The sequence below is a fragment of the Streptomyces sp. NPDC085937 genome (assembly GCF_044540535.1).
Taxonomy (GTDB): domain Bacteria; phylum Actinomycetota; class Actinomycetes; order Streptomycetales; family Streptomycetaceae; genus Streptomyces.
In genome coordinates this window covers 183,783-205,107 of record NZ_JBITSH010000007.1, presented here as the reverse complement: position 1 = coordinate 205,107, position 21,325 = coordinate 183,783, and the positions used below count along the sequence as shown (strand labels likewise).

Genomic DNA, 21,325 nt, shown 5'->3' with positions numbered 1-21,325 from the left:
GCCGAACCCAATTGTGCCCACAGTCCGCCGCTATGCACGACACACGGGGGCCGATGATGGTTGTGCGCCTACCCCCTGTCTCAGCGTCCCAGGCGTCCGCGGACCATACCGACCAACGAGTTGACCTCCTCGATCCGCATCCGGCGCGCGGCTACGTAGAAGACACCGAGCAGCACGGCACCACCGCCCACCAACGCGGCGAACGACCCCAGGACCTCCTGGCCCAGGACCTTGCTGATGCCGTAGCAGGCCGCGCCACTGAGGAGGGCAGCCGGCACGGAGGCGATGCAGAGCCGGGCGTAGGTCCGCAGCACCCGGGCGCCGTCCAGGTCGCCGCCCAGCCGCTTGCGCAGCCGCCGCCAGGCGACACCGACTCCGAGGGCGTAGGCCACGCCGTACGAGGCGGCCATGCCGACCACGGCCCAGCGGGGCGGGAGCACCAGGAAACAGACTCCTGCGGCGACCGCGTTCGCGGCGGCCACGATGACCGTGTTGTAGAAGGGGGTCCGGGTGTCCTCGTAGGCGTAGAAGGCGCGCAGGACGACGTACTGCACGGAGTAGGGGATCAGGCCGAGGCCGAAGGCCATCAGCATGAAGCCCATGTTGGTGGCTTCGCTGGTGCCCGAGGAGCCGAAGATCAGGGTGCACATCGGGATGCCGAGCGCGACGAAGCCGAAGGCGATGGGCACGATGGCGACGGCGGTGGTGCGCAGGCCCTGGGAGATGTCGTCGCGCACGGCGCCTCCGTCGTCCTCCGCCGCGGAGCGCGAGATGCGGGGCAGGAGCGCGGCCATCAGGGAGACCGTGATGATGGCCTGCGGCAGACCCCAGATCAGCTGGGCGTTGGCGTAGGCGGCGAAACCGGTGCCCTCGACGTCCGAGTCCAGACCCGCGGCGGTGGACAGCTGGGTGACGACCAACGCGCCCGCCTGGTTGGCGAGGACGAAGAGGATGGTCCACTTGGCGAGCATCGCCGCCTTGCCGAGACCGTGGCCCTTCCAGTCGAAGCGCAGGCGGATGCGGAAACCGGTCTCCCGCAGGTACGGGATCATCGCCAGGGCCTGCACGACGAGACCCAGCAGCACGCCGACCCCGAGGAGCCGCATACCCTCCGGCGGGATGGTCGAGACCTGCATCTTGGAGTCCGCGGCGGTGCCGTAGACCCAGATGAACGTGCCGAGCGTGACGATGATGACGATGTTGTTCAGGACCGGGGTCCACATCATCGCGCCGAACCGCCCGCGGGCGTTGAGGATCTGACCCATCACCACGTGGACGCCCATGAAGAAGATCGAGGGCAGGAAGTAGCGCGTGAAGGTGACGGCGACATCGTTGGCCGCGGGGTCCGTGGCGACGGGGTTCGACAGGGCGCGCACCAGCAGTGGGGCGGCCAGCCAGGCGAGCGCGGTGAGCAGGGCCAGCGCCACCATCACCAGCGTCAGCAGGCGGTTGGCGTAGGCCTCGCCGCCGTCCTCGTCGTCCTTCATGGACCGCACCAGCTGCGGCACGAAGACCGAGTTGAGACCGCCGCCGACGGTCAGGATGTAGATCATGGTGGGCAGCTGGTAGGCGACCTGGAAGGAGTCGCCGAGCAGCCCGAGACCCAGGGCCGACACGATCAGCGCGGACCGGATGAATCCCGTGAGGCGGGACACCATCGTGCCGGCCGCCATCACGGCACTGGACTTCAGCAGACCACCGGCACGGCCGCCCTTCTTCGGGGCCGGCGCGGGTTCCGGGGCCGTCGGCTCGGCGACGGGTGGCGGAGTCGCTCCCCCGTAGTGGCCGGGCGTGGGGGACGCGGGGCCGGGCACCGGCGCGGCCGCGTACTGCTGCGGGTCGCCCGCGGGCTGCCCGGGGTGCGCGGGAGGAGGCCCGGGATGGGGCCCGGCCTGCGGCCGGGCGTACCCGCCGCCCTGCTGGTCGGGGAAGGCACCACTCTGCTGCTGGTCGCGGAAGAGATGCGCGAAGGCGTCGGGCTCATGGCGCTGCTCCCCGGCCTGGCCGACCAGGTCGTCCACGCCGACGTACTGCGTGGTGCGCGGGTCGTCGCCGTAGGGCAGGTACTGGGTGGGGCCGTCCGGCTCCGGGGCGGGCGTGCGGGCCCACACCCGGGGGTCGGGCGCGTACGGGGACTGCGGCGGCTGCCCGTACAGGGGCTGCTGCGGGTGCTGGGCCGCGGGCGGGGGCGGTGGGTGCGCCGACCGGTCGTAGAGCGCCTCCGCGACAGGGTCCTGGGCGGCGATGTCCTGCGCCCGGTAGGGGTCCTGGTCGTAGGCGTCCTGGACGTACATGTCGGCGGGTGGCTGTGACGCCTGGTCGTGCCCGGGCGGCGGACCCCCGGCGGGGTCCGACTCGGGATGGCCCGAGTTGGCCGCGGCACTGCCGCGGTCACCGTCGTACGGCGCGTTCATGGTTACCCCACCTCATCGTCCCGGGCCGACCGGCCACGACATCCTCAACGGTCCACTCTCTCACCCGTGCCGGACGGGTCGGCGCTTTCCGGTGCGGTGTCCGGGGCCGGGTCACTCGGCTGCTCCCGGGCGTCCTCGCGAGGGTCCGGACCGGACTCCTGGGTGGCACGCCTCTCGGAGGCTTCGGGGTTCTTCGGGTCGTCGGCGTCCTCGTCCGCCGTCTGGTCCTGCTCCTCGGCCTCCCGGGCCGCTGCGCGCTTGCGCTGGGTGTACATCCGGAACCCGGCCAGGACGAGCAGGAGGACCCCGCCGCCGATGACCAGCATCACGGTCGCGGTGATCTCCGTGACCTTCACGTCGAACGTGACGGGCTGACCGTAGGGCCGCCCGTCCTGCGTGTACAGCTGTGCGACCACCGTGGCCCGGCCGTTGGCGTTGGCGGACGTGGTGAACTTCACCGACTGGCTGTGGCCCCCGGAGACGGTGACGGGCTGCTCCTCGTAGGCGTTGCCGTCGATCTCCAGGCGGGTGGGGTTGGTGGAGGTGAGCCGGAGCACCAGGTGCTCGACCCCCTGCACCAGGTTGTTCTGGACCGTGACGGGGATCGTGGCGCTGCGCCCGGAGAGTTTCGTCTCCGACTTGTCGATCAGCCGGACCTGGCCGCTCAGCCCGTCCAGGTAGGACTCGACGCCGCTGCGGTAGATCGCGGCCTCGGACGGCCGGCCGCGCCACGAAGCCGCCATGCCCCGGTTCAGGGCGCGTCCGAACGGCGTCACCACGCGGGACTCGTCGGAGAGGATCACCTTGAAGCGGTCGAGCTTGTCCTGTGTCCTGGCGATCTGCTCGAAGGCCGACTTCGGCAGTTCCTGCCTGCGCAGCGACGACGGGTACGAGGAGGCCGAAGGCACCTCGGTGCCGGCGGCCGGGTCCGGCTTGGACTTGGCGGCTGCCGTGAGGTCCTGCGGCTGCGACCAGGTGCTGTCCTGCAGGGCGCTGATGGCCTCGGCCATCGTCTGGGCCTGGGCGGCGGACGGGGTGCGCTGCGGTGCGACGACGACGCTGCGCGGACGGTCGGTCTGCAGGGCGAGGGTCAGGCTCTGCGCCAGGAAGCGCTGCACCGCCTGGGTGGAGGCGGAGGCCTTGGTCATGTCGCCCCGGAAGACGGTGGACAGCCGACCGTCGGCGACCACGGCCGTGGTTCCGCCGCCGATCGGCCGGGGCGCGGTGGGCGTGTAGGTGAGGTCGCGGCCCTCCTCGAAGGTGTCGCTGCGGGCGATCACCTTGTCGGCTCCGGCGGAGGTGGAGACCTTGATGACGGAAGGGTCGACGGCGCCCTCGACGGGCCAGGCGAAATCCGTGCTGGGCGTCACGTGGAGGATCGACTCCACCGTGCCGGCGGCTACGTCGGTGGCCTCCTTGAGGTGGCGGAGCGAACCCGTGACGGACGTGCCGCGGTGGGCGAGGGAGGCCAGGTCGGGGTCGCCGAAGGGCAGCGCGACGACCTCCTTGTCCGTGACCGCCTTCTGTACCTCGGTGAGCCAGCGCTTGGCGACCGCCTGATGGCCGCCGACGTCGTTGTTGTCGTCCGCGGTCTCGCCGGGGATCTCGTACCGGGTGGTCATCGCCTCGACAGAAGCCAGCAGGTCCGGGTCGATCACCCAGGTGACGTCGAGGTCCTTGCCGAGGGCCACCATCCGGTCCAGCCGGCCGCCCGGGGAGATCTCGGCTGCGAGCTCGTCGTCGTGGAAGACGGGCGTCTGCTCCTCGTCCGATCCGGTCTCGGCCGTCATGTGGACGGTGGAGATCAGCGGCCACATGAACGTCGTCTTCGTCTTGGTGCCGGCGTCCTCCGGCTGCCACGGCAGGAATGTCCGCCGGACGCCGAGCGTGTGCTCCCAGGGCTCGTCGGAGGTTTCCCCGGCCAGGGCGACCGCCAGCTCGTAGACACCGTCGTCACCCAGGTCCAGCGCGTTCGCCGGGACGGAGATGGAGTAGGGCTGGGAGACACCCGGGGTGAGCTTGGAGAACTTCTCGGAGTACTTGCCGTCGATCTCCGCGCCGAGCGGGCTGTCGACGTCTCCGGCGTTCTTCGCCACCCTGTCGATGCTCGACCGGGTGTCCAGCAGTGGCCCGACCCGCAGGCCGACGGAGGCGTCGGTGACGGTCCGCTTGCCCTTGTTGGTCACCGTCCCGGAGACGGTGACGGTGTCGTCCCCGGTCGGAGCGGAGGGTGCGAGGGAGTCGACGGAAACGGCCACCGATCCGTCGTCGGAGGCGGCCCGCGGCGCGGCCTGCACGGCGGCCTCCGCGGACGCGGCGGGCAGCTGAAGCAGCCCCGCCACGAGGGGCGCTCCGGCGAGCAGGACACCGGTGCGCCGCAGCCAGCGGTGGGCAGGTGAGGGACGGGTTCCCTGGAAGTCTGCCGCCTCGGCCACGCGCTCGCCCGTCCCTTGTCGTCGTCAGTGGTCGTCGGAATGTGCGTCCAGGCATGGTAACGATGTGCGGGGAGGGGAAGTGCCGCGGACCGGTGTCCAAGATCGAGCAGCGCGAGCCTTGTCCATGATCGCCACAGGTGTCCGTCCCTGCGTCATTTTCGGGGCGCTCCGGGCCGTTCGGGCCACGTACCCTCTTCTGTTGTGCCGAACGCCAACGAAGCAACCAGTGCCCTGAGCCAGGTGCAGGACCGCGCCGTGAGTGAACTGCTGCGGGTCGCCCCTGTCGCCGACGACCTAGCCCGCCGTTTCCAGGAGGCTGGGTTCTCACTCGCCCTGGTCGGCGGCTCGGTGCGGGACACACTGCTCGGCCGCCTCGGCAACGACCTGGACTTCACGACCGACGCCCGCCCGCAGGACGTCCTGAAGATCATGCGTCCCTGGGCGGACGCCGTCTGGGACGTCGGGATCGCCTTCGGGACGGTCGGGGCGCAGAAGGAGGCGCGCGTCGGGGACACCGACCGGAGCTTCCAGATCGAGGTGACCACCTACCGCTCCGAGGCGTACGACCGCACCTCCCGCAAGCCGGAGGTCTCCTACGGCGACTCCATCGAGCAAGACCTCGTGCGCCGTGACTTCACGGTGAACGCGATGGCTGTCGCCCTTCCGGAGAAGCGGTTCATCGATCCGCACGGCGGCCTCCAGGACCTCGCGGCGCAGGTGCTGCGCACGCCGGGGACGCCCGAGGAGTCCTTTTCGGACGACCCGCTGCGCATGATGCGTGCCGCGCGGTTCGCCGCCCAGCTCGACTTCGAGGTGGCCCCCGAGGTCGTTACGGCGATGAAGGAGATGGCCGGACGCATTGAGATCGTCTCCGCCGAGCGTGTCCGGGACGAGCTGAACAAGCTGATCCTCTCCGCGCACCCCCGCAAGGGCCTCACCCTGCTCGTGGACACCGGGATCGCCGAGTACGTGCTGCCCGAGCTTCCGGCCCTGCACCTGGAGCGGGACGAGCACCACCGGCACAAGGACGTCTACGAGCACACGCTGATCGTTTTGGAGCAGGCGATGGCCCTGGAGGAGGACGGCCCCGACCTGACCCTTCGGCTGGCCGCCCTGCTGCACGACATCGGCAAGCCCCGTACCCGCCGCTTCGAGAAGGACGGCCGTGTCTCGTTCCACCACCACGAGGTGGTCGGGGCGAAGATGACCAAGAAGCGCATGACCGCGCTCAAGTACTCCAACGAAATGGTGAAGGACGTCTCGCGGCTCGTCGAGCTGCACCTGCGGTTCCACGGCTACGGCACGGGAGAGTGGACGGACTCCGCCGTCCGCCGCTACGTCCGTGACGCGGGGCCGCTGCTCGGCCGCCTGCACAAGCTGACCCGTTCGGACTGCACCACGCGGAACCGCCGCAAGGCCGCCGCTCTCTCCCGTGCGTACGACGGGCTGGAGACGCGCATCGCCCAGCTCCAGGAGCAGGAGGAGCTGGACGCCATCCGTCCGGACCTCGACGGCAACCAGATCATGCAGATCCTGGAGATCAAGCCGGGGCCGGAGGTCGGGCAGGCCTACAAGCACTTGCTGGAGCTCCGGCTGGAGAACGGTCCGATGGACCACGAAGCGGCGGTCGCGGCACTCAAGGAGTGGTGGTCCGAACAGCAGGGGTGACGACGGAAACGGGGTCATGTTTCACGTGAAACATGACCCCGCGCATGAGTCGGGGGGCGGTGTTTCACGTGAAACACCGCCCCCCGATCTTGTTCTACTTGTCCTTCAGGCAGAGCAGGAAGCTCTTGCTGCCGTTGGTCTCCGTGTACACGTACTCGAAGTCCTTGGCCGCCGCCTCGCACTTGCTCTGAGCCGTGATGCCGGAGAAGTCGCCCTCGACCTTGGCCAGCACCTTGTACTGCGCCTTCGAGTCGCCGCAGTCCACGACCTCGAGGTCCGGGTTGTTGTCGTCGGTGCTGCCACGGTGCATGCAGTCACCCACGGCGGCCGCGCTGGCGTCGTCACGGCTGGCGATCCACCCGCCGATGGCCACACCGGCGACGATCAGGACGATGACGATGTTCTTGATCGTCTTGAAGCTGATCTTGCGGCCCTGCGGCTGCTGCGGCGGCACAGGCGCCCCGGGCGGGGGGAAGCCAGGCTGGCCGGCCTGCTGCGGGAAGGGGGCCTGGCCCTGGGGCTGGCCGTAGGGCTGCTGCTGGCCCTGGGCGAACGGGTTGCCCTGGGGCGGCGGAGTGGTCACTTGGGGGTCCCCCTAGAACATAGAAACGTGACGCGAAAGGCGCGTTGGTAAGACCCACGTAAGCTACCGGTCCCCACGGACGACTCTGAAGCAAGTTCAGCCGCTGTGGCACTGATGTGACACTTACTGGCGCTCAAACCGGGACATAGTCGCCACAACCGCTCCGTAGATAACGGCAATTGTTACCACCAGCGGGACCGAGCGGCCGTCCGGAGGGAGCATCAGGGCGGCCACGGCAGCCGCGCCGACGAACGCCACGTTGAACAACACGTCGTACACCGAGAAGATCCGGCCGCGGAACTCATCGTCCACAAAAGCCTGGACGATGCTGTCGGTGGCGATCTTCGCGCCCTGGGTCGTCACGCCGAGTACGAACGCCCCCGCCAGCAGGGGGCCGGAGGCGAAGGGCAGACCGAACGCCGGCTCCAGCACGGCCGCCGCCGCGGCACACGCCACGATCCAACGGCCAGGTCCCAGCCGTCCCGCGGCCCACGGCGTCAGCACGGCTGCGGCGAAGAAGCCGGCGCCGGACACGCCCAACGCCAGCCCCAGCAACGCGAGTCCCTCGTCCGTGGTCGACGTCAGGTGATACCGGCAGAGCATCAGCAGCATCACGAGCATCGCGCCGTAGCAGAAACGCATGAGGAACATCCCCGTGAGTGCCCAGGCGGCGTTCCTGCGTTGGGGGGCCGCCAGGTGCCGCACGCCGGCGGCCAGATCGCCGGCGGTGCCGGAGAGAGCCGCGGACAACCGGGGGTGTACCAAGGCCCGGTCCGGTCCGAGGGCCTCCTTGGCGATGCGCAGGGCCGCCAGCGCCGCGCACAGGTAGAGCGCGGCACCCACGAGCACCACGGCGGCGTCGGAGTCGGCGACGACCAGCCGGACGACGAAGGCCAGACCGCCGCCCGCGGTCGCGGCGAGGGTTCCGGCGGTCGGCGAGAGGGAGTTGGCGATGACGAGCCGCTCGGCGTCCACCACGCGGGGCAGCGCGGCGGACAGTCCGGCGAGCACGAATCGGTTGACGCCGGTGACGCACAGCGCGGCCACGAACAGGAGCCAGTCGGGCACCCGGGCGAGGATGAGGACGGCCGTCACCGAGGCCATCAAGGCGCGTAGCAGATTGCCGTGCAGGAAGACCTGGCGGCGGCGCCAGCGGTCCAGCAGGACGCCGGCGAAGGGCCCGACCACGGAGTACGGCAGGAGCAGGATGGCCATCGCGGAGGCGATCGCCGCGGCCGAGGTCTGCCGCTCCGGTGAGAAGACGACGTAGGCGGCGAGCGCGACCTGGAAGACGCCGTCGGCGCCCTGGGAGAGCAGCCGGACGGCCAGCAGGCGTCGGAAGCCTTGGAAGCGCAGCAGAACGCGCAGGTCACGGACGACGGCCATGGGGCACAGCCTCACATATGAAGAGGGTCTCCGGGACACACGACCCGGAGACCCTCGACTGCCCGCAGCGGGTGAGGCCTTAGCGCTCGACCTCGCCCTTGATGAACTTCTCGACGTTCTCCCGGGCCTGGTCGTCGAAGTACTGCACCGGCGGCGACTTCATGAAGTACGAGGACGCGGAGAGGATCGGGCCGCCGATGCCCCGGTCCTTGGCGATCTTCGCGGCGCGCAGGGCGTCGATGATGACACCGGCGGAGTTCGGGGAGTCCCAGACCTCGAGCTTGTACTCCAGGTTCAGCGGGACGTCACCGAAGGCGCGGCCCTCGAGGCGGACGTACGCCCACTTGCGGTCGTCCAGCCAGGCGACGTAGTCGGACGGGCCGATGTGGACGTTCTTCTCGCCGAGGTCCCGGTCGGGGATTTGCGAGGTGACGGCCTGCGTCTTGGAAATTTTCTTGGACTCGAGGCGGTCACGCTCGAGCATGTTCTTGAAGTCCATGTTGCCGCCGACGTTCAGCTGCATCGTGCGGTCCAGGATGACGCCCCGGTCCTCGAACAGCTTCGCCATGACGCGGTGCGTGATGGTGGCACCGACCTGCGACTTGATGTCGTCACCGACGATCGGGACGCCCGCCTCGGTGAACTTGTCCGCCCACTCCTTGGTGCCGGCGATGAAGACCGGGAGGGCGTTGACGAAGGCGACCTTGGCGTCGATGGCGCACTGGGCGTAGAACTTCGCCGCGTCCTCGGAGCCGACGGGCAGGTAGCAGACGAGGACGTCGACCTGCTTGTCCTTGAGGACCTGCACGACGTCGACCGGCTGCTCGGCGGACTCCTCGATGGTCTCCCGGTAGTACTTACCGAGACCGTCGAGCGTGTGGCCGCGCTGGACCGTCACACCGGTGCTGGGGACGTCGCAGATCTTGATGGTGTTGTTCTCGGAGGCGCCGATGGCGTCCGCGAGGTCGAGACCGACCTTCTTGGCGTCCACGTCGAAGGCGGCGACGAACTCCACGTCGCTGACGTGGTAGTCGCCGAACTGGACGTGCATCAGGCCCGGCACCTTGGACCCGGCGTCGGCGTCCTTGTAGTACTCGACTCCCTGCACCAGCGATGCGGCGCAGTTGCCCACGCCGACGATGGCTACGCGAACCGAACCCATTCCGGTTGCTCCCTGTGTGTACGAGTGAGGCCCTTGCGGACTCTCACGTGGCGGTGTCGCCGGGCGTATCCGGCCGGGAGTCGTCCCCCGGCCGGGGCAGGTCGCCCGTCGCTCCAGATGTGGTGTCCTGCTGAGCGGGCCCCCCGGCGGCGGAACCCTTGAGGTCCCGTCCGGCCCGCTCGCTCTCGATGAGCTCGTTCAGCCAGCGCACTTCGCGCTCCACGGACTCCATCCCGTGGCGCTGGAGCTCAAGCGTGTAGTCGTCGAGACGCTCCCGGGTCCGGGCCAGGGAGGCACGCATCTTCTCGAGGCGTTCCTCCAGCCGGCTGCGGCGGCCCTCGAGCACGCGCATGCGGACGTCGCGCGACGTCTGCCCGAAGAAGGCGAACCGCGCGGCGAACGTCTCGTCCTCGTACGCGTCCGGCCCCGTCTGGGCGAGCAGCTGTTCGAAGTGCTCCTTGCCCTCAGCCGTCAGCCGGTAGACGATCTTGGCGCGGCGCCCCGTGAGCGGAGCGGCCAGAGCGTCCTCGGTGGTGTGTCCCGGCTCCTCGATCAACCAGCCGTTGCCGACCAGCGTCTTGAGGCAGGGGTAGAGCGTCCCGTAGCTGAACGCGCGGAACACACCCAGTGACGTATTGAGTCGTTTGCGCAGCTCGTACCCGTGCATCGGGGATTCGCGGAGCAGGCCGAGTACGGCGAATTCGAGGATTCCGGAACGCCGGCTCATCGTCGCCTCCCCTCTGCCCCCGTCACGCCGCGATGGGCTCGTGTGCGGTGCGTGGCCGCCCTTATGTCGTGCTGATGTATCGACTCGATACATCACGACGATAGAACGACCTTCCGGGTGCGACAAGAGGGGGGAGGGTGAACGGGATCACATCACCGTTTCGTTGCGAGCAAGTTGCCTGATTTGAGGTGAACTTCTGGGCCCGGTGGGTTTTGACGGTGCGTAGTCTGTGCGCCATGCAGACCACTGGGAACCGAGTGACGACCGGGGGCGTCCCTGTCCCCGGTGCAGTACGGGTGAATGCGCCGAGCGCAGCATCCGTACTTCGGGGGGACCGGAAACCAGCCGCCGTTTCCAGGCGCGCAGAGCTGCGCCTGCCCGAGGAGTAGTCGTTCGATGAGCGAGCACCGTCGCAAACCGCCGCAGCCGCAGGGAGGCGGACGTGCCGCGGCCCGACGCGGCCAGTCCGGCTCGTCCTCCGGCCGCCGAGCGGCACCGCGAGGCGCCACCGGGTCTCCGTCCGATGCCTATGGGTCGGGTGCCCGCGGCGCGGGGGATGAGACCCGTCCGTACGGCAGTCGTGCCGAGGCGCGACGCGCGGCACAGCGGGGAGGGGCCCGCCGCGCCGCGGGTCCCGCACGGGGGCGGGGCCGCGCGGCCCCGCCCGCCAAGAAGCGGATCATCGACTATCCGCGCTACGACAAGGACGGCTGGCGCCGTTGGATGCCGTCGTGGAAGCTCGTGTCCGGCCTGTGCCTCGCCTTCTTCGGCGGTCTCGTCGCCGTGGCCGGCATCGGCTACGCGATGGTGAGCGTCCCCAGTGAGGAGAACGCCGCGGCGCGGTCCGAGAACAACGTCTATTACTGGGCGAACGGCACCCAGATGGTCGCCACCGGCAGCGGACAGAACCGGCAGAACGTCACCATCGACCGGATCCCCGAGGCCATGCGGTGGGCGGTGATCTCGGCCGAGAACAAGAGCTTCTACACCGACTCCGGCATCGACCCCATGGGTATCGCCCGAGCGCTCGGCAACATGGCGCGCGGTGGCGACACCCAGGGCGGTTCCACGATCACCCAGCAGTTCGTGAAGAACACCTACCTGACCCAGGAGCAGACGGTCTCCAGGAAGTTCAAGGAGATGTTCATCTCGATCAAGGTGGGCACGAAGCTCTCCAAGGACGAGATCCTCCAGGGTTACCTCAACACCTCCTACTACGGCCGTGGCGCCTACGGAATCCAGGCCGCCGCCCAGACCTACTACGGGAAGGACGCGGTCGACCTCACGCCCAGTGAGTGCGCCTTCCTCGCGGCCCTGCTCAAGGGCCCGACCTACTACGACCCGGCCGGCAACCAGAGCATCGACAGCTCGGCCACGCCCGAGGCCAACCGCGAGCGTTCCGAGGAGCGCTGGGCCTGGATCCTCGAGCAGATGCACACCGACGAGCGCATCTCGGACGCCGAGTACAGGACAGCGGTCAAGAAGTACCCCGAGCCTCAGGGCCGCAAGGCGACCAAGGGTATGACCGGACAGATCAGCTACCTGGTCGACACGGCCAAGCGCTACGTGCTGAAGAACACCGAGATCACGGAGGCGCAGTTCGACCAGGGCGGCTACCAGATCTACACGACCTTCGAGAAGGACAAGGTCGAGGCACTGGCCAAGGCCGTCAAGAAGGTCGAGTCGAAGAACATCGACCCGAAGCGCGAACTGGACCAGCACGTCCAGTTCGGCGCGGCCACGGTGAAACCCAACGACGGCGCGATCGTCGCTCTGTACGGCGGTGCCGGATTCGAGAACGGCCACTTCAACAACAACGCGGACACCTCGGGTATCCCGGTCGGATCGACGTGGAAGCCGTTCGTGCTCGCCGCCGCGATGCAGTACGGCACGTACAAGACCGACGGCGTGGGCCTCTCGCCGGCCAGTAAGTACAACGGAAACGACCGTCTGAAGATCCGTAACAACGACGGCTCCTTCGTCCTCAACAAGGACCAGACGCCGTTCCTGCAGAAGAACGAGGGCCCGTTCCCGTGGGGCTTCATCAGCCTGCGGAAGGCGATGGAGCAGTCGGTCAACACCCCGTTCGTGCAGCTCGGCATGGACGTGGGGATGAAGAAGGTGGCGGACGTCGCGCAGAAGTCCGGCATCCTGAAGGACAGCTTCGCCGGATTGAACGCCTCCTTCGCGCTCGGTACGTCGACGCCCAGCGCGATCCGTATGGCGGACGCGTACGCGACGTTCGCGGCCTCCGGCAAGCAGGCGGACCCGTACTCGGTGACCGCCGTCAAGCACCAGGGCTCGGAGCTGCCCGGCTTCGAGAAGCCGCGGATCAAGCAGGCGATGCCCGAGAACGTGGCGAACAACGTGACCGACGTGCTCGAGAACGTCGTCGAGAACGGAACCGGCTACCACGCACAGGACCTGGGTCGTCGTGTCGCCGGCAAGACGGGTACCACGGACGAGAACAAGTCGGCCTGGTTCGTCGGCTACACCCAGCAGTTGTCGACCGCGGTCGCGATGTTCCGTGAGGACCCCAAGAGCCACAAGCTGCTCTCCATGAACGGCACGGCGGGCAAGGACTCGATCCACGGTGGTGACATCCCCACCGAGGTGTGGACCGAGTTCATGAAGGCCGCGCTCAAGGGAGAGTCCGACCCCGGATTCCCCAAGGCGGAGAAGATCGGCGAGGTCGCGGACGGCATCGGCGCTCCGTCGCCGTCCCCGTCCGTCACAGAGACCGAAGAGGCGACGCCGTCGGCGCCTCCGCCGCCCACCGAGACCGTGACCACCCCGCCGCCGCCCACCGAGACCGAGACCTGCGGGCCGTTCGACTTCCGTTGCCGGGACGAGGAGGAGGAGAACGGCGGGACCGGCCCGGGCGGCAGCGACAACGGAGGCACCGACGGAGGCGCGAGCTCGTCCCCCGATCCGACGGACTCCGAGGATCCGGGAGGCCCCCGGGGCGGCGGTAACGGCGGCTTCCTCGGAGGCGGCAGCGGCTGAGTCGTTCCTCGCCCGACTTGGGTGTTTCACGTGAAACATGGGCCGGCGTACCCCCGACGGGGTACGCCGGCCCTCGGCGTATCACCGGACAGGTACGGCAGGATGTGCGGCATGCCCAGTGGAAAAACGACGCAAGCGAGCGCCCACGAAGCGGACCCGGTGAGGCCGACCGAGGAAGACCGGGTCGCAGCGTCCGGCAGTGAGCTGATCGGGGGACCGATCGGGCGCCGTGCCCTGCTCGGCAGGTCCTGGTGGACCCCGGTGCGGGTGATCGCGCTCGTGGCGATCGGCATGTTCGCCCTGGGGCTGGTGCAGAAGGCGCCCTGCTACAACGGGGCGTGGTTCTTCGGTGCCAGTTCGCAGTACACGCACGCCTGCTACTCGGACATTCCCCACCTCTACCAGGGGCGTGGCTTCGCCGATGGACTGGTGCCGTACTTCGACCAGCTCCCCGGGGACATGAAGTACCTCGAGTACCCGGTGCTTACGGGTGTGTTCATGGAGGTGGCCTCCTGGCTCACTCCCGGCAGCGGCAGCATCCAGGACCAGGAGCAGTGGTACTGGATGGTCAACGCCGGGATGCTGATGGCATGCGCGGCCGTCATCGCCGTGTGCGTGACGCGGACGCACGCCCGGCGGCCCTGGGACGGCCTGCTCGTCGCCCTGGCTCCGGCCTTCGCGCTGACGGCCACCATCAACTGGGACCTGCTGGCGGTCGCTCTGACGGCCGCCGCGATGCTGATGTGGTCGCGGGGCCGCTCCCTCGCCTTTGGAGTCCTGCTGGGCCTTGCCACGGCCGCCAAGCTGTATCCCGTGCTGCTGCTCGGTCCCCTGCTCATGCTGTGCTGGCGCGCGGGCCGCTGGCGGCACTTCGGTACGGCGCTCGCCGGGGCCGCCGTCGCCTGGCTCGTCGTGAACGTTCCGGTGATGCTGTTCGCCTTCGAGGGCTGGTCGAAGTTCTACACGTTCAGCCAGGAGCGCGGGGTCGACTTCGGGTCGTTCTGGCTGATCCTGGCGCAGAACTCCGACGATCCGCTCAGCACGGAGACGGTCAACACGTTCGCGACGCTGCTGATGCTGTTGTGCTGTGCGGGCGTGGCCGCTCTGGCGCTCACGGCTCCGCGCCGGCCGCGCTTCGCCCAGCTTGCCTTCCTGATCGTCGCCGCGTTCATCCTCACCAACAAGGTCTACTCGCCGCAGTACGTGCTGTGGCTCGTGCCGCTGGCGGCGCTCGCCCGGCCCAAGTGGCGGGACTTCCTGATCTGGCAGGCCTGCGAGGTGGCGTACTTCCTGGGCATCTGGATGTACCTCGCGTACACGACCAGCGGAGACGCCCACAAGGGCCTGCCCACCGACGGCTATCACTGGGCCATCGGCTTGCACCTGCTGGGGACGCTCTACCTGTGCGTCATGGTCGTCCGCGACATCCTGATGCCGGAGCGCGACCCGGTCCGCAGCTCAGGCGACGACGACCCCTCCGGTGGCGTGCTGGACGGCACCGAGGACGTGTTCGTGCTCGGCCCCGCGGCCCGTCCGGCACGGCACGCGGCGCACTTCGAGGGTCCTCAGGTCGACTGGGGCCGGACGGGAGCCACCGGCGGTTCGCTCTGAGCGAACCGCCTCCGCGCGGGGCACTCCGCCGCCGGCCGAACCTCCACCGGAACGCCCGAAGGGCCGTGCACGCAACTGCCTGCACGGCCCTTCGGGCGTGTCGTCAGCGGTCGACGAGCCGGTCGAACTGCGTGGTGGTGTGCCGCAGATGGGCCACCAGCTCCTCGCCGACCCTGGGCTCCGGCGCGTCGGCCGGCACGAACAGGATGGACACCTGCATGTGCGGCGGCTCGGCGAACCAGCGCTGCTTGCCGCCCCACACGAACGGCGAGAGGTTCCGGTTGACCGTCGCGAGGCCCGCGCGGGCCACGCCCTTGGCACGCGGCATGACGCCGTGCAGGGCCTTGGGGGCCTCCAGACCCACCCCGTGGGACGTTCCGCCTGCCACGACCACCAGGTAGCCGTCGGACGCGGCCTTCTGCTGGCGGTAACCGAACCGGTCCCCCTTGGTGACGCGCGTGACGTCCAGGACCGCGCCCCGGTACTCGGTGGCCTCGTGGTCCCCCAGCCAGAGCCGGGTGCCGATCCGGGCGCGGAAGCGGGTCTGCGGGAACTGCTGCTGGAGACGCGCGAGCTCGTCGGCCTTCAAGTGGCTCACGAACATTGTGTGCAGCGGCAGGCGGGCCGCCCGCAGGCGGTCCATCCAGCCGATGACCTCCTCGACGGCATCGGAGCCGTCGGTGCGGTCCAGCGGGAGGTGGATGGCGAAGCCCTCCAGCCGGACGTTCTCTATCGCGGCGTGCAGCTGGGGCAGGTCCTGCTCGCTGATGCCGTGCCGCTTCATCGAGGACATGACCTCGATGACGACGCGCGCACCGACCAGGCCGTACACGCCGTCCACCGACGACACCGAGCGGATCACCCGGTCGGGCAGCGGCACCGGCTCCTCACCGCGGCGGTACGGCGTCAGCACCAGCAGGTCACCGCCGAACCAGTCCTTGATCCGGGCGGCCTCGTACGTCGTGCCGACCGCCAGGACGTCCGAGCCCATCCGAGTGGCCTCCTCGGCGAGCCGCTCGTGGCCGAAGCCGTAGCCGTTGCCCTTGCAGACGGGGACCAGCCCCGGGAACTGCTCCTGCACGTGCTTGTGATGCGCCCGCCAGCGCGCGGTGTCGACGTAGAGCGTGAGCGCCATGGCCGGACCTGGAACCTTTCTCGTGGCTGCGGTGTATCAAAGGTATGGGAGGCGACGAAGCCGTCGGGCTACGAAGACGAAGACCGCGCGGAAGCGCGGGTCAGCGGCGCGACATGTAGATGTCGAGCGCCTTGTGGAGCAGCTTGTTCAGCGGGAAGTCCCACTCGCCGAGGTACTCGGCCGCCTGACCGCCGGTGCCCACCTTGAACTGGATCAGCCCGAAGAGGTGGTCCGTCTCGTCCAGCGAGTCGGAGATGCCGCGCAGGTCGTACACCGTGGCGCCCAGCGCGTAGGCGTCGCGCAGCATCCGCCACTGCATCGCGTTCGAGGGACGGACCTCGCGGCCGATGTTGTCGGAGGCCCCGTAGGAGTACCAGACGTGCCCGCCGACGATCAGCATCGTCGCCGCGGACAGGTTCACGCCGTTGTGCCGGGCGAAGTACAGCCGCATGCGGTTGGGGTCCTCGGAGTTGAGGGCCGTCCACATGCGCTGGAAGTACGACAGCGGGCGCGGCCGGAAGTGGTCGCGCACGGCCGTGATCTCGTACAGCCGCTGCCACTCGGCCAGGTCCTCGTAACCGCCCTGGACGACCTCGACGCCGGCCTTCTCCGCCTTCTTGATGTTGCGGCGCCACAGCTGGTTGAAGTTCTTGTGGACCTCTTCCAGCGAGCGGTTGGCCAGCGGCACCTGGTAGACGTAGCGCGGCTGGACGTCACCGAAGCCGGCGCCGCCGTCCTCACCCTGCTGCCATCCCATGCGGCGCAGCTTGTCCGCGACCTCGAAGGCGCGAGGCTCGATGAAGTCGGCCTCCAGGTCACGCAGGCGCTTGACGTCCTGGTCCTGGATGCCGCGCTTGATGGTGGCGGCCTCCCAGCGCCGGATGATCACCGGCGGGCCCATCTTCACGGAGAAGGCGCCCTGCTGCTTCAGGTGGGCGAGCATCGGCTCGATCCACTCCTGCAGATTCGGCGAGAACCAGTTGATGACCGGACCCTCGGGCAGGTAGGCGAGGTAGCGCTTGATCTTGGGCAGCTGACGGTAGAGGACCAGACCGGCACCGACCATCTCGCCGGTGCGGTCGTCGAACCAGCCGAGGTTCTCCGCACGCCATTCCGCCTTGACGTCTGCCCAGGCCGGGACCTGCATGTGGCTCGCCGACGGCAGGCTCTGGATGTACGCCAGATGCTGCTCGCGACTGATGGTCCTCAGGGTCAGGCTCATTCGGGGCGCTCCTCGGGCTGGTGTGTCCCCATGGGTTCAGGGGCTCCGGCTCTCGCGCGAAGCCTACTGCGCCGCGGGTGCGGCCCGGTTGGGCGCACGGGACCTTCGCCCCGGCCGGGCCTCGGCCGGGGCGTTCGACGATGTGCGATTCGGGTGGTGCCGGTGTCAGTCCACGACTCCACCGAAGAGGCCGCCGTGCGCCATGCCCAGGAAGAAGCCGACGCCCGCGGCCCCGAGGCCCACGATGAGCCCGAAGCGCTCGCGCGTGGTCACCGAGATCCACTGGCCGTACGCACCGGTGAGGATGCCCACCAGGCCGGTCCAGGAACTGAGCAGGTGCAGGTGGTGGAACTGCGCCGTGATGAAGGACGTGAGTCCCAGCACCAGGGTCACCGCGAGCAGCGTGTCCTGGAGAGGGTGGGGCTTTCCGTCCGTGGCGAAGAGTCCGCCTGCGGTGTTGGGTCGCAATGCCTGTGCCATGGGCACCTCCTGCGATGGGCGGCGCATCGTAGCGCCGTACACACCCGATGTGTACAGATTGACGGCCCCCACGGCCGGATTTCAACCGGAAGCCGCTGTGCGGGTACTCTGTAGCGTCTGCACCGGTGTCTGTCCGGACAGAGCCAGGCAGGAGCAGGACCGGGTCACGGCCCGTCCCGTCCGGCCCGGTGACCGCCGCCCGGCTCGATTGTCAGTGGCGGCTGTTCTACTGACAGACATCGTTGCGCAACGCATCACGACCCTCCTGCCACGGAACGACCGTGGCCGCTGAGTCCAAAGGAGGTGGGTTCCACATGCGTCACTACGAGGTGATGGTCATCCTCGACCCCGATCTCGAGGAGCGCTCTGTCTCCCCGCTGATCGAGAACTTCCTCTCTGTCGTCCGTGACGGCGGCGGAAAGGTCGAGAAGGTCGACACCTGGGGCCGTCGTCGTCTCTCGTACGAGATCAAGAAGAAGCCCGAGGGCATCTACTCGGTCATCGACCTGCAGGCCGAGCCTGCGGTCGTCAAGGAGCTCGACCGCCAGATGAACCTGAACGAGTCGGTCCTCCGGACCAAGGTCCTCCGTCCCGAGACCCACTGAGCCTCTCCGCTCAGCTGATCCCGGGATCCGAGTAGCAGCACAAGCAGCCAGCAGCAAACCCGCCGAGAGGTTCCCCCATGGCAGGCGAGACCGTCATCACGGTCGTCGGCAATCTTGTCGACGACCCCGAGCTGCGCTTCACCCCGTCCGGTGCGGCCGTCGCGAAGTTCCGTGTCGCGTCGACCCCCCGCACCTTCGACCGTCAGACGAACGAGTGGAAGGACGGCGAGAGCCTGTTCCTGACCTGCTCCGTCTGGCGTCAGGCGGCGGAGAACGTCGCCGAGTCGCTCCAGCGAGGCATGCGCGTCATCGTGCAGGGCCGGCTGAAGCAGCGGTCCTACGAGGACCGTGAGGGCGTCAAGCGCACGGTCTACGAGCTGGACGTCGAGGAAGTCGGCGCCAGTCTGCGTAACGCCACGGCCAAGGTCACCAAGACCACCGGCCGCGGTGGCCAGGGCGGTTACGGCGGCGGTGGCGGCGGCGGCCAGGGTGGCGGCGGCTGGGGCGGCGGCCCCGGTGGCGGCCAGCAGGGCGGCGGCGCGCCCGCCGACGACCCGTGGGCGACCGGCGGTGCTCCCGCCGGCGGCCAGCAGGGCGGCGGCGGTGGCTGGGGCGGTGGCTCCGGCGGCAGCGGCGGCTACTCGGACGAGCCCCCCTTCTAGGGCGGGCCGTACCCACACTTCTTGATCACACAGGAGAAACACCATGGCGAAGCCGCCTGTGCGCAAGCCTAAGAAGAAGGTCTGCGCATTCTGCAAGGACAAGGTCACGTACGTGGACTACAAGGACACGAACATGCTGCGGAAGTTCATTTCCGACCGCGGCAAGATCCGTGCCCGCCGCGTGACCGGCAACTGCACGCAGCACCAGCGTGACGTCGCCACGGCCGTCAAGAACAGCCGTGAGATGGCGCTGCTGCCCTACACGTCCACCGCGCGATAAGGGAAGGGTGACCGACTCATGAAGATCATCCTCACCCACGAGGTCACCGGTCTCGGTGCCGCGGGCGACGTCGTCGACGTCAAGGACGGTTACGCTCGCAACTACCTGGTTCCGCGGAAGCTCGCGATCCGTTGGACCAAGGGCGGCGAGAAGGACGTCGAGCAGATCCGTCGTGCTCGCAAGATCCACGAGATCCAGACCATCGAGCAGGCCAACCAGGTGAAGGCCCAGCTCGAGGGCGTCAAGGTCCGCCTGGCCGTTCGCTCCGGCGACGCCGGTCGTCTCTTCGGTTCCGTCACCCCGGCCGACATCGCCTCGGCGATCAAGGCCGCCGGTGGTCCCGACGTCGACAAGCGCCGCATCGAGCTCGGCTCGCCGATCAAGACGCTGGGCGCCCACGAGACGTCGGTGCGTCTGCACCCCGAGGTTGCCGCCAAGGTCAACCTTGAGGTCGTCGCCGCCTGAGTGCAGCGCTCGCTGAAGCAGTGAGCATGGGGGCCGCATCCATCCGGATGCGGCCCCCATGTCATGGGTGCGCTGGGACGCCGGCGCGGTGTTTCACGTGAAACGTCAGCGTGCGGCGCCGGTGACGATCCAGCGGCCGGAGCGGGAACGCAGCCACAGGGTCAGCATGCGCACGGCCATCATGAGCATCATCGTGACCCACAGTGCCGTGAGGCCGCCGCCGAGGACGGGGACCAGCAAGGCGGCCGGGGTGAAGACGGCGAGGGTCACCAGCATCGCCCAGGCCAGGTACCGCCCGTCTCCGGCGCCCATCAGGACGCCGTCCAGGACGAAGACGACGCCGCAGATGGGCTGGGTGATCGCCACGATCACCAGGGCGGGCAGGGCGGCGTCCTTCACCAGAGCATCGCTGGTGAACAACGGCAGGAACAGAGGCCGGGCCAGCACGACCAGAGCCCCCAGGACGACACCGACCGCCACACCCCACTCGACCATGCGACGGCAGACGTCCCGCGCACCCTGGGCGTCACCTGCTCCCAGATAGCGCCCGATGATGGCCTGCCCGGCGATGGCGATGGCGTCGAGAGCGAACGCCAGCAGGCTCCACAGGGAGAGGATGATCTGGTGAGCTGCGATATCGGTGTCACCGAGGCGTGCGGCGACGGCCGTCGCGATCAGCAGGATCGCCCGCAGCGAGAGGGTCCGCACCAGGAGGGGAGCGCCCGCCTGGGCCGAGGCCCTGATGCCGGCGGCGTCCGGACGCAGCGAGGCGCCGTGCCGACGTGCCCCACGCAGGACCACGGTCAGATATACGGCCGCCATGCCCCACTGGGCGATGACGGTGCCCCAGGCCGAGCCGGCGATCCCGAGGCCGGCGCCGTAGACCAGGACGACGTTGAGGACGCCGTTGGCGACGAAGCCGGCGACGGCCACGTACAGGGGGGTCCGGGTGTTCTGCAGTCCGCGGAGCACACCGGTCGCCGCGAGCACGATCAGCATGGCCGGGATGCCAAGCGCCGAGATGCGCAGATACGTGGTGGCGTACGGGGCTGCCGTCTCGGAGGCGCCGAAGAGGTCCACGAGGGCCGGCGCCGTGGGGAGGACGGCGGTCATGACGACGGCGCCGAGCAGCAGGGCGAGCCAGATGCCGTCCATGCCCTGACGGATGGCGGACGGAAGGTCGCCGGCGCCCACCCGCCGGGCGACGGCCGCCGTGGTGGCGTAGGCCAGGAAGACGAAGACGCTCACGGCGGTCATCAGGAGGGCTGACGCGACCCCGAGCCCGGCGAGCTGTGCCGTGCCGAGGTGGCCGACGATGGCGCTGTCGGCCATCACGAACAGCGGCTCGGCGACGAGTGCGCCGAAGGCCGGGACGGCCAGCAGGACGATCTCTCGATCGTGCTGTCGGCGGGCGGCTCTGGGGCGCGCGGGGGCCTGTGTCATGTGCACCAATCTAATCATCCACAGGTAAGAGATGCAATCTG

17 protein-coding genes are annotated in these 21,325 nt (G+C 69.1%); 7 read left to right on the top strand and 10 right to left on the bottom strand.

Annotated features, from left to right (window positions below; genetic code table 11):
- Nucleotides 1–80: 80 nt before the first annotated feature.
- The gene (gene murJ, locus ACIF8S_RS17490) at nt 81–2,414 is read right to left on the bottom strand and encodes a murein biosynthesis integral membrane protein MurJ (protein ID WP_399999953.1); all 2,334 of its coding nucleotides are present in this window, start codon (nt 2,412–2,414) and stop codon (nt 81–83) included.
- A gap of 44 nt (nt 2,415–2,458) precedes the next feature.
- Complete coding sequence (locus ACIF8S_RS17485; RefSeq protein ID WP_399999952.1) at nt 2,459–4,849, bottom strand: DUF6049 family protein; 2,391 nt, start codon at nt 4,847–4,849, stop codon at nt 2,459–2,461.
- Nucleotides 4,850–5,050: 201 nt separating this feature from the next.
- On the opposite strand from ACIF8S_RS17485, the gene ACIF8S_RS17480 reads away from it, so the two are divergent.
- Nucleotides 5,051–6,517 carry a CCA tRNA nucleotidyltransferase gene (locus ACIF8S_RS17480; protein ID WP_399999951.1) on the top strand — a complete coding sequence of 489 codons (1,467 nt, stop codon included), beginning with the start codon at nt 5,051–5,053 and terminating at the stop codon, nt 6,515–6,517.
- 94 nt (nt 6,518–6,611) lie between these two features.
- On the opposite strand, the gene ACIF8S_RS17475 is transcribed toward ACIF8S_RS17480, so the two are convergent.
- The 4 genes from ACIF8S_RS17475 to ACIF8S_RS17460 form a co-directional block, all read right to left on the bottom strand.
- Entirely contained in the window at nt 6,612–7,100 is a 489-nt protein-coding gene (locus ACIF8S_RS17475) for a hypothetical protein (protein WP_399999950.1), read from the bottom strand.
- A 123-nt stretch (nt 7,101–7,223) separates the two neighbouring features.
- Nucleotides 7,224–8,486, bottom strand: coding sequence for an MFS transporter (locus ACIF8S_RS17470; RefSeq protein WP_399999949.1), 1,263 nt, complete (start codon nt 8,484–8,486; stop codon nt 7,224–7,226).
- Nucleotides 8,487–8,565: 79 nt separating this feature from the next.
- Nucleotides 8,566–9,648 (bottom strand): inositol-3-phosphate synthase, encoded by a 1,083-nt coding sequence (locus ACIF8S_RS17465; protein ID WP_349795639.1) that lies wholly within the window; start codon nt 9,646–9,648, stop codon nt 8,566–8,568.
- A gap of 43 nt (nt 9,649–9,691) precedes the next feature.
- Nucleotides 9,692–10,375 carry a PadR family transcriptional regulator gene (locus tag ACIF8S_RS17460; RefSeq protein ID WP_215210608.1) on the bottom strand — a complete coding sequence of 228 codons (684 nt, stop codon included), beginning with the start codon at nt 10,373–10,375 and terminating at the stop codon, nt 9,692–9,694.
- A 723-nt stretch (nt 10,376–11,098) separates the two neighbouring features.
- Here ACIF8S_RS17460 and ACIF8S_RS17455 point away from each other — a divergent pair.
- Together ACIF8S_RS17455 and ACIF8S_RS17450 are read left to right on the top strand one after the other, a co-directional pair.
- A complete protein-coding gene (locus ACIF8S_RS17455; protein ID WP_399999948.1) occupies nt 11,099–13,381 on the top strand; it encodes a transglycosylase domain-containing protein in 2,283 nt (760 codons plus the stop codon).
- A gap of 102 nt (nt 13,382–13,483) precedes the next feature.
- Nucleotides 13,484–14,992: a glycosyltransferase family 87 protein gene (locus ACIF8S_RS17450; RefSeq protein WP_399999947.1), complete on the top strand. Its 1,509-nt coding sequence runs from the start codon at nt 13,484–13,486 to the stop codon at nt 14,990–14,992.
- A gap of 103 nt (nt 14,993–15,095) precedes the next feature.
- On the opposite strand, the gene ACIF8S_RS17445 is transcribed toward ACIF8S_RS17450, so the two are convergent.
- The 3 genes from ACIF8S_RS17445 to ACIF8S_RS17435 all read right to left on the bottom strand — a co-directional run bounded on the left by ACIF8S_RS17445 (nt 15,096) and on the right by ACIF8S_RS17435 (nt 17,829).
- Nucleotides 15,096–16,127 (bottom strand): alanine racemase, encoded by a 1,032-nt coding sequence (locus tag ACIF8S_RS17445; RefSeq protein WP_024886248.1) that lies wholly within the window; start codon nt 16,125–16,127, stop codon nt 15,096–15,098.
- Between the two features lie 100 nt (nt 16,128–16,227).
- Nucleotides 16,228–17,349 (bottom strand): peptidoglycan bridge formation glycyltransferase FemX, encoded by a 1,122-nt coding sequence (femX, locus tag ACIF8S_RS17440; RefSeq protein WP_349795646.1) that lies wholly within the window; start codon nt 17,347–17,349, stop codon nt 16,228–16,230.
- 165 nt (nt 17,350–17,514) lie between these two features.
- On the bottom strand, nt 17,515–17,829 hold the full coding sequence (locus ACIF8S_RS17435) for a hypothetical protein (RefSeq protein ID WP_349795648.1): 315 nt from the start codon (nt 17,827–17,829) through the stop codon (nt 17,515–17,517).
- A gap of 314 nt (nt 17,830–18,143) precedes the next feature.
- Here ACIF8S_RS17435 and rpsF point away from each other — a divergent pair, with 314 nt between their 5' ends.
- The 4 genes from rpsF to rplI all read left to right on the top strand — a co-directional run bounded on the left by rpsF (nt 18,144) and on the right by rplI (nt 19,841).
- Entirely contained in the window at nt 18,144–18,434 is a 291-nt protein-coding gene (gene rpsF, locus ACIF8S_RS17430) for a 30S ribosomal protein S6 (protein WP_019324683.1), read from the top strand.
- 77 nt (nt 18,435–18,511) lie between these two features.
- Nucleotides 18,512–19,096: a single-stranded DNA-binding protein gene (locus ACIF8S_RS17425; RefSeq protein WP_399999946.1), complete on the top strand. Its 585-nt coding sequence runs from the start codon at nt 18,512–18,514 to the stop codon at nt 19,094–19,096.
- Nucleotides 19,097–19,139: 43 nt separating this feature from the next.
- Nucleotides 19,140–19,376: a 30S ribosomal protein S18 gene (gene rpsR, locus ACIF8S_RS17420; protein WP_003949403.1), complete on the top strand. Its 237-nt coding sequence runs from the start codon at nt 19,140–19,142 to the stop codon at nt 19,374–19,376.
- Nucleotides 19,377–19,394: 18 nt separating this feature from the next.
- Nucleotides 19,395–19,841, top strand: a complete 447-nt coding sequence (gene rplI / locus ACIF8S_RS17415; RefSeq protein WP_399999945.1) for a 50S ribosomal protein L9 — start codon at nt 19,395–19,397, stop codon at nt 19,839–19,841.
- 105 nt (nt 19,842–19,946) lie between these two features.
- Here the strand turns inward: rplI and ACIF8S_RS17410 are convergent, their stop codons facing one another.
- Nucleotides 19,947–21,284, bottom strand: coding sequence for an MATE family efflux transporter (locus ACIF8S_RS17410; protein WP_399999944.1), 1,338 nt, complete (start codon nt 21,282–21,284; stop codon nt 19,947–19,949).
- Nucleotides 21,285–21,325 lie beyond the last annotated feature (41 nt).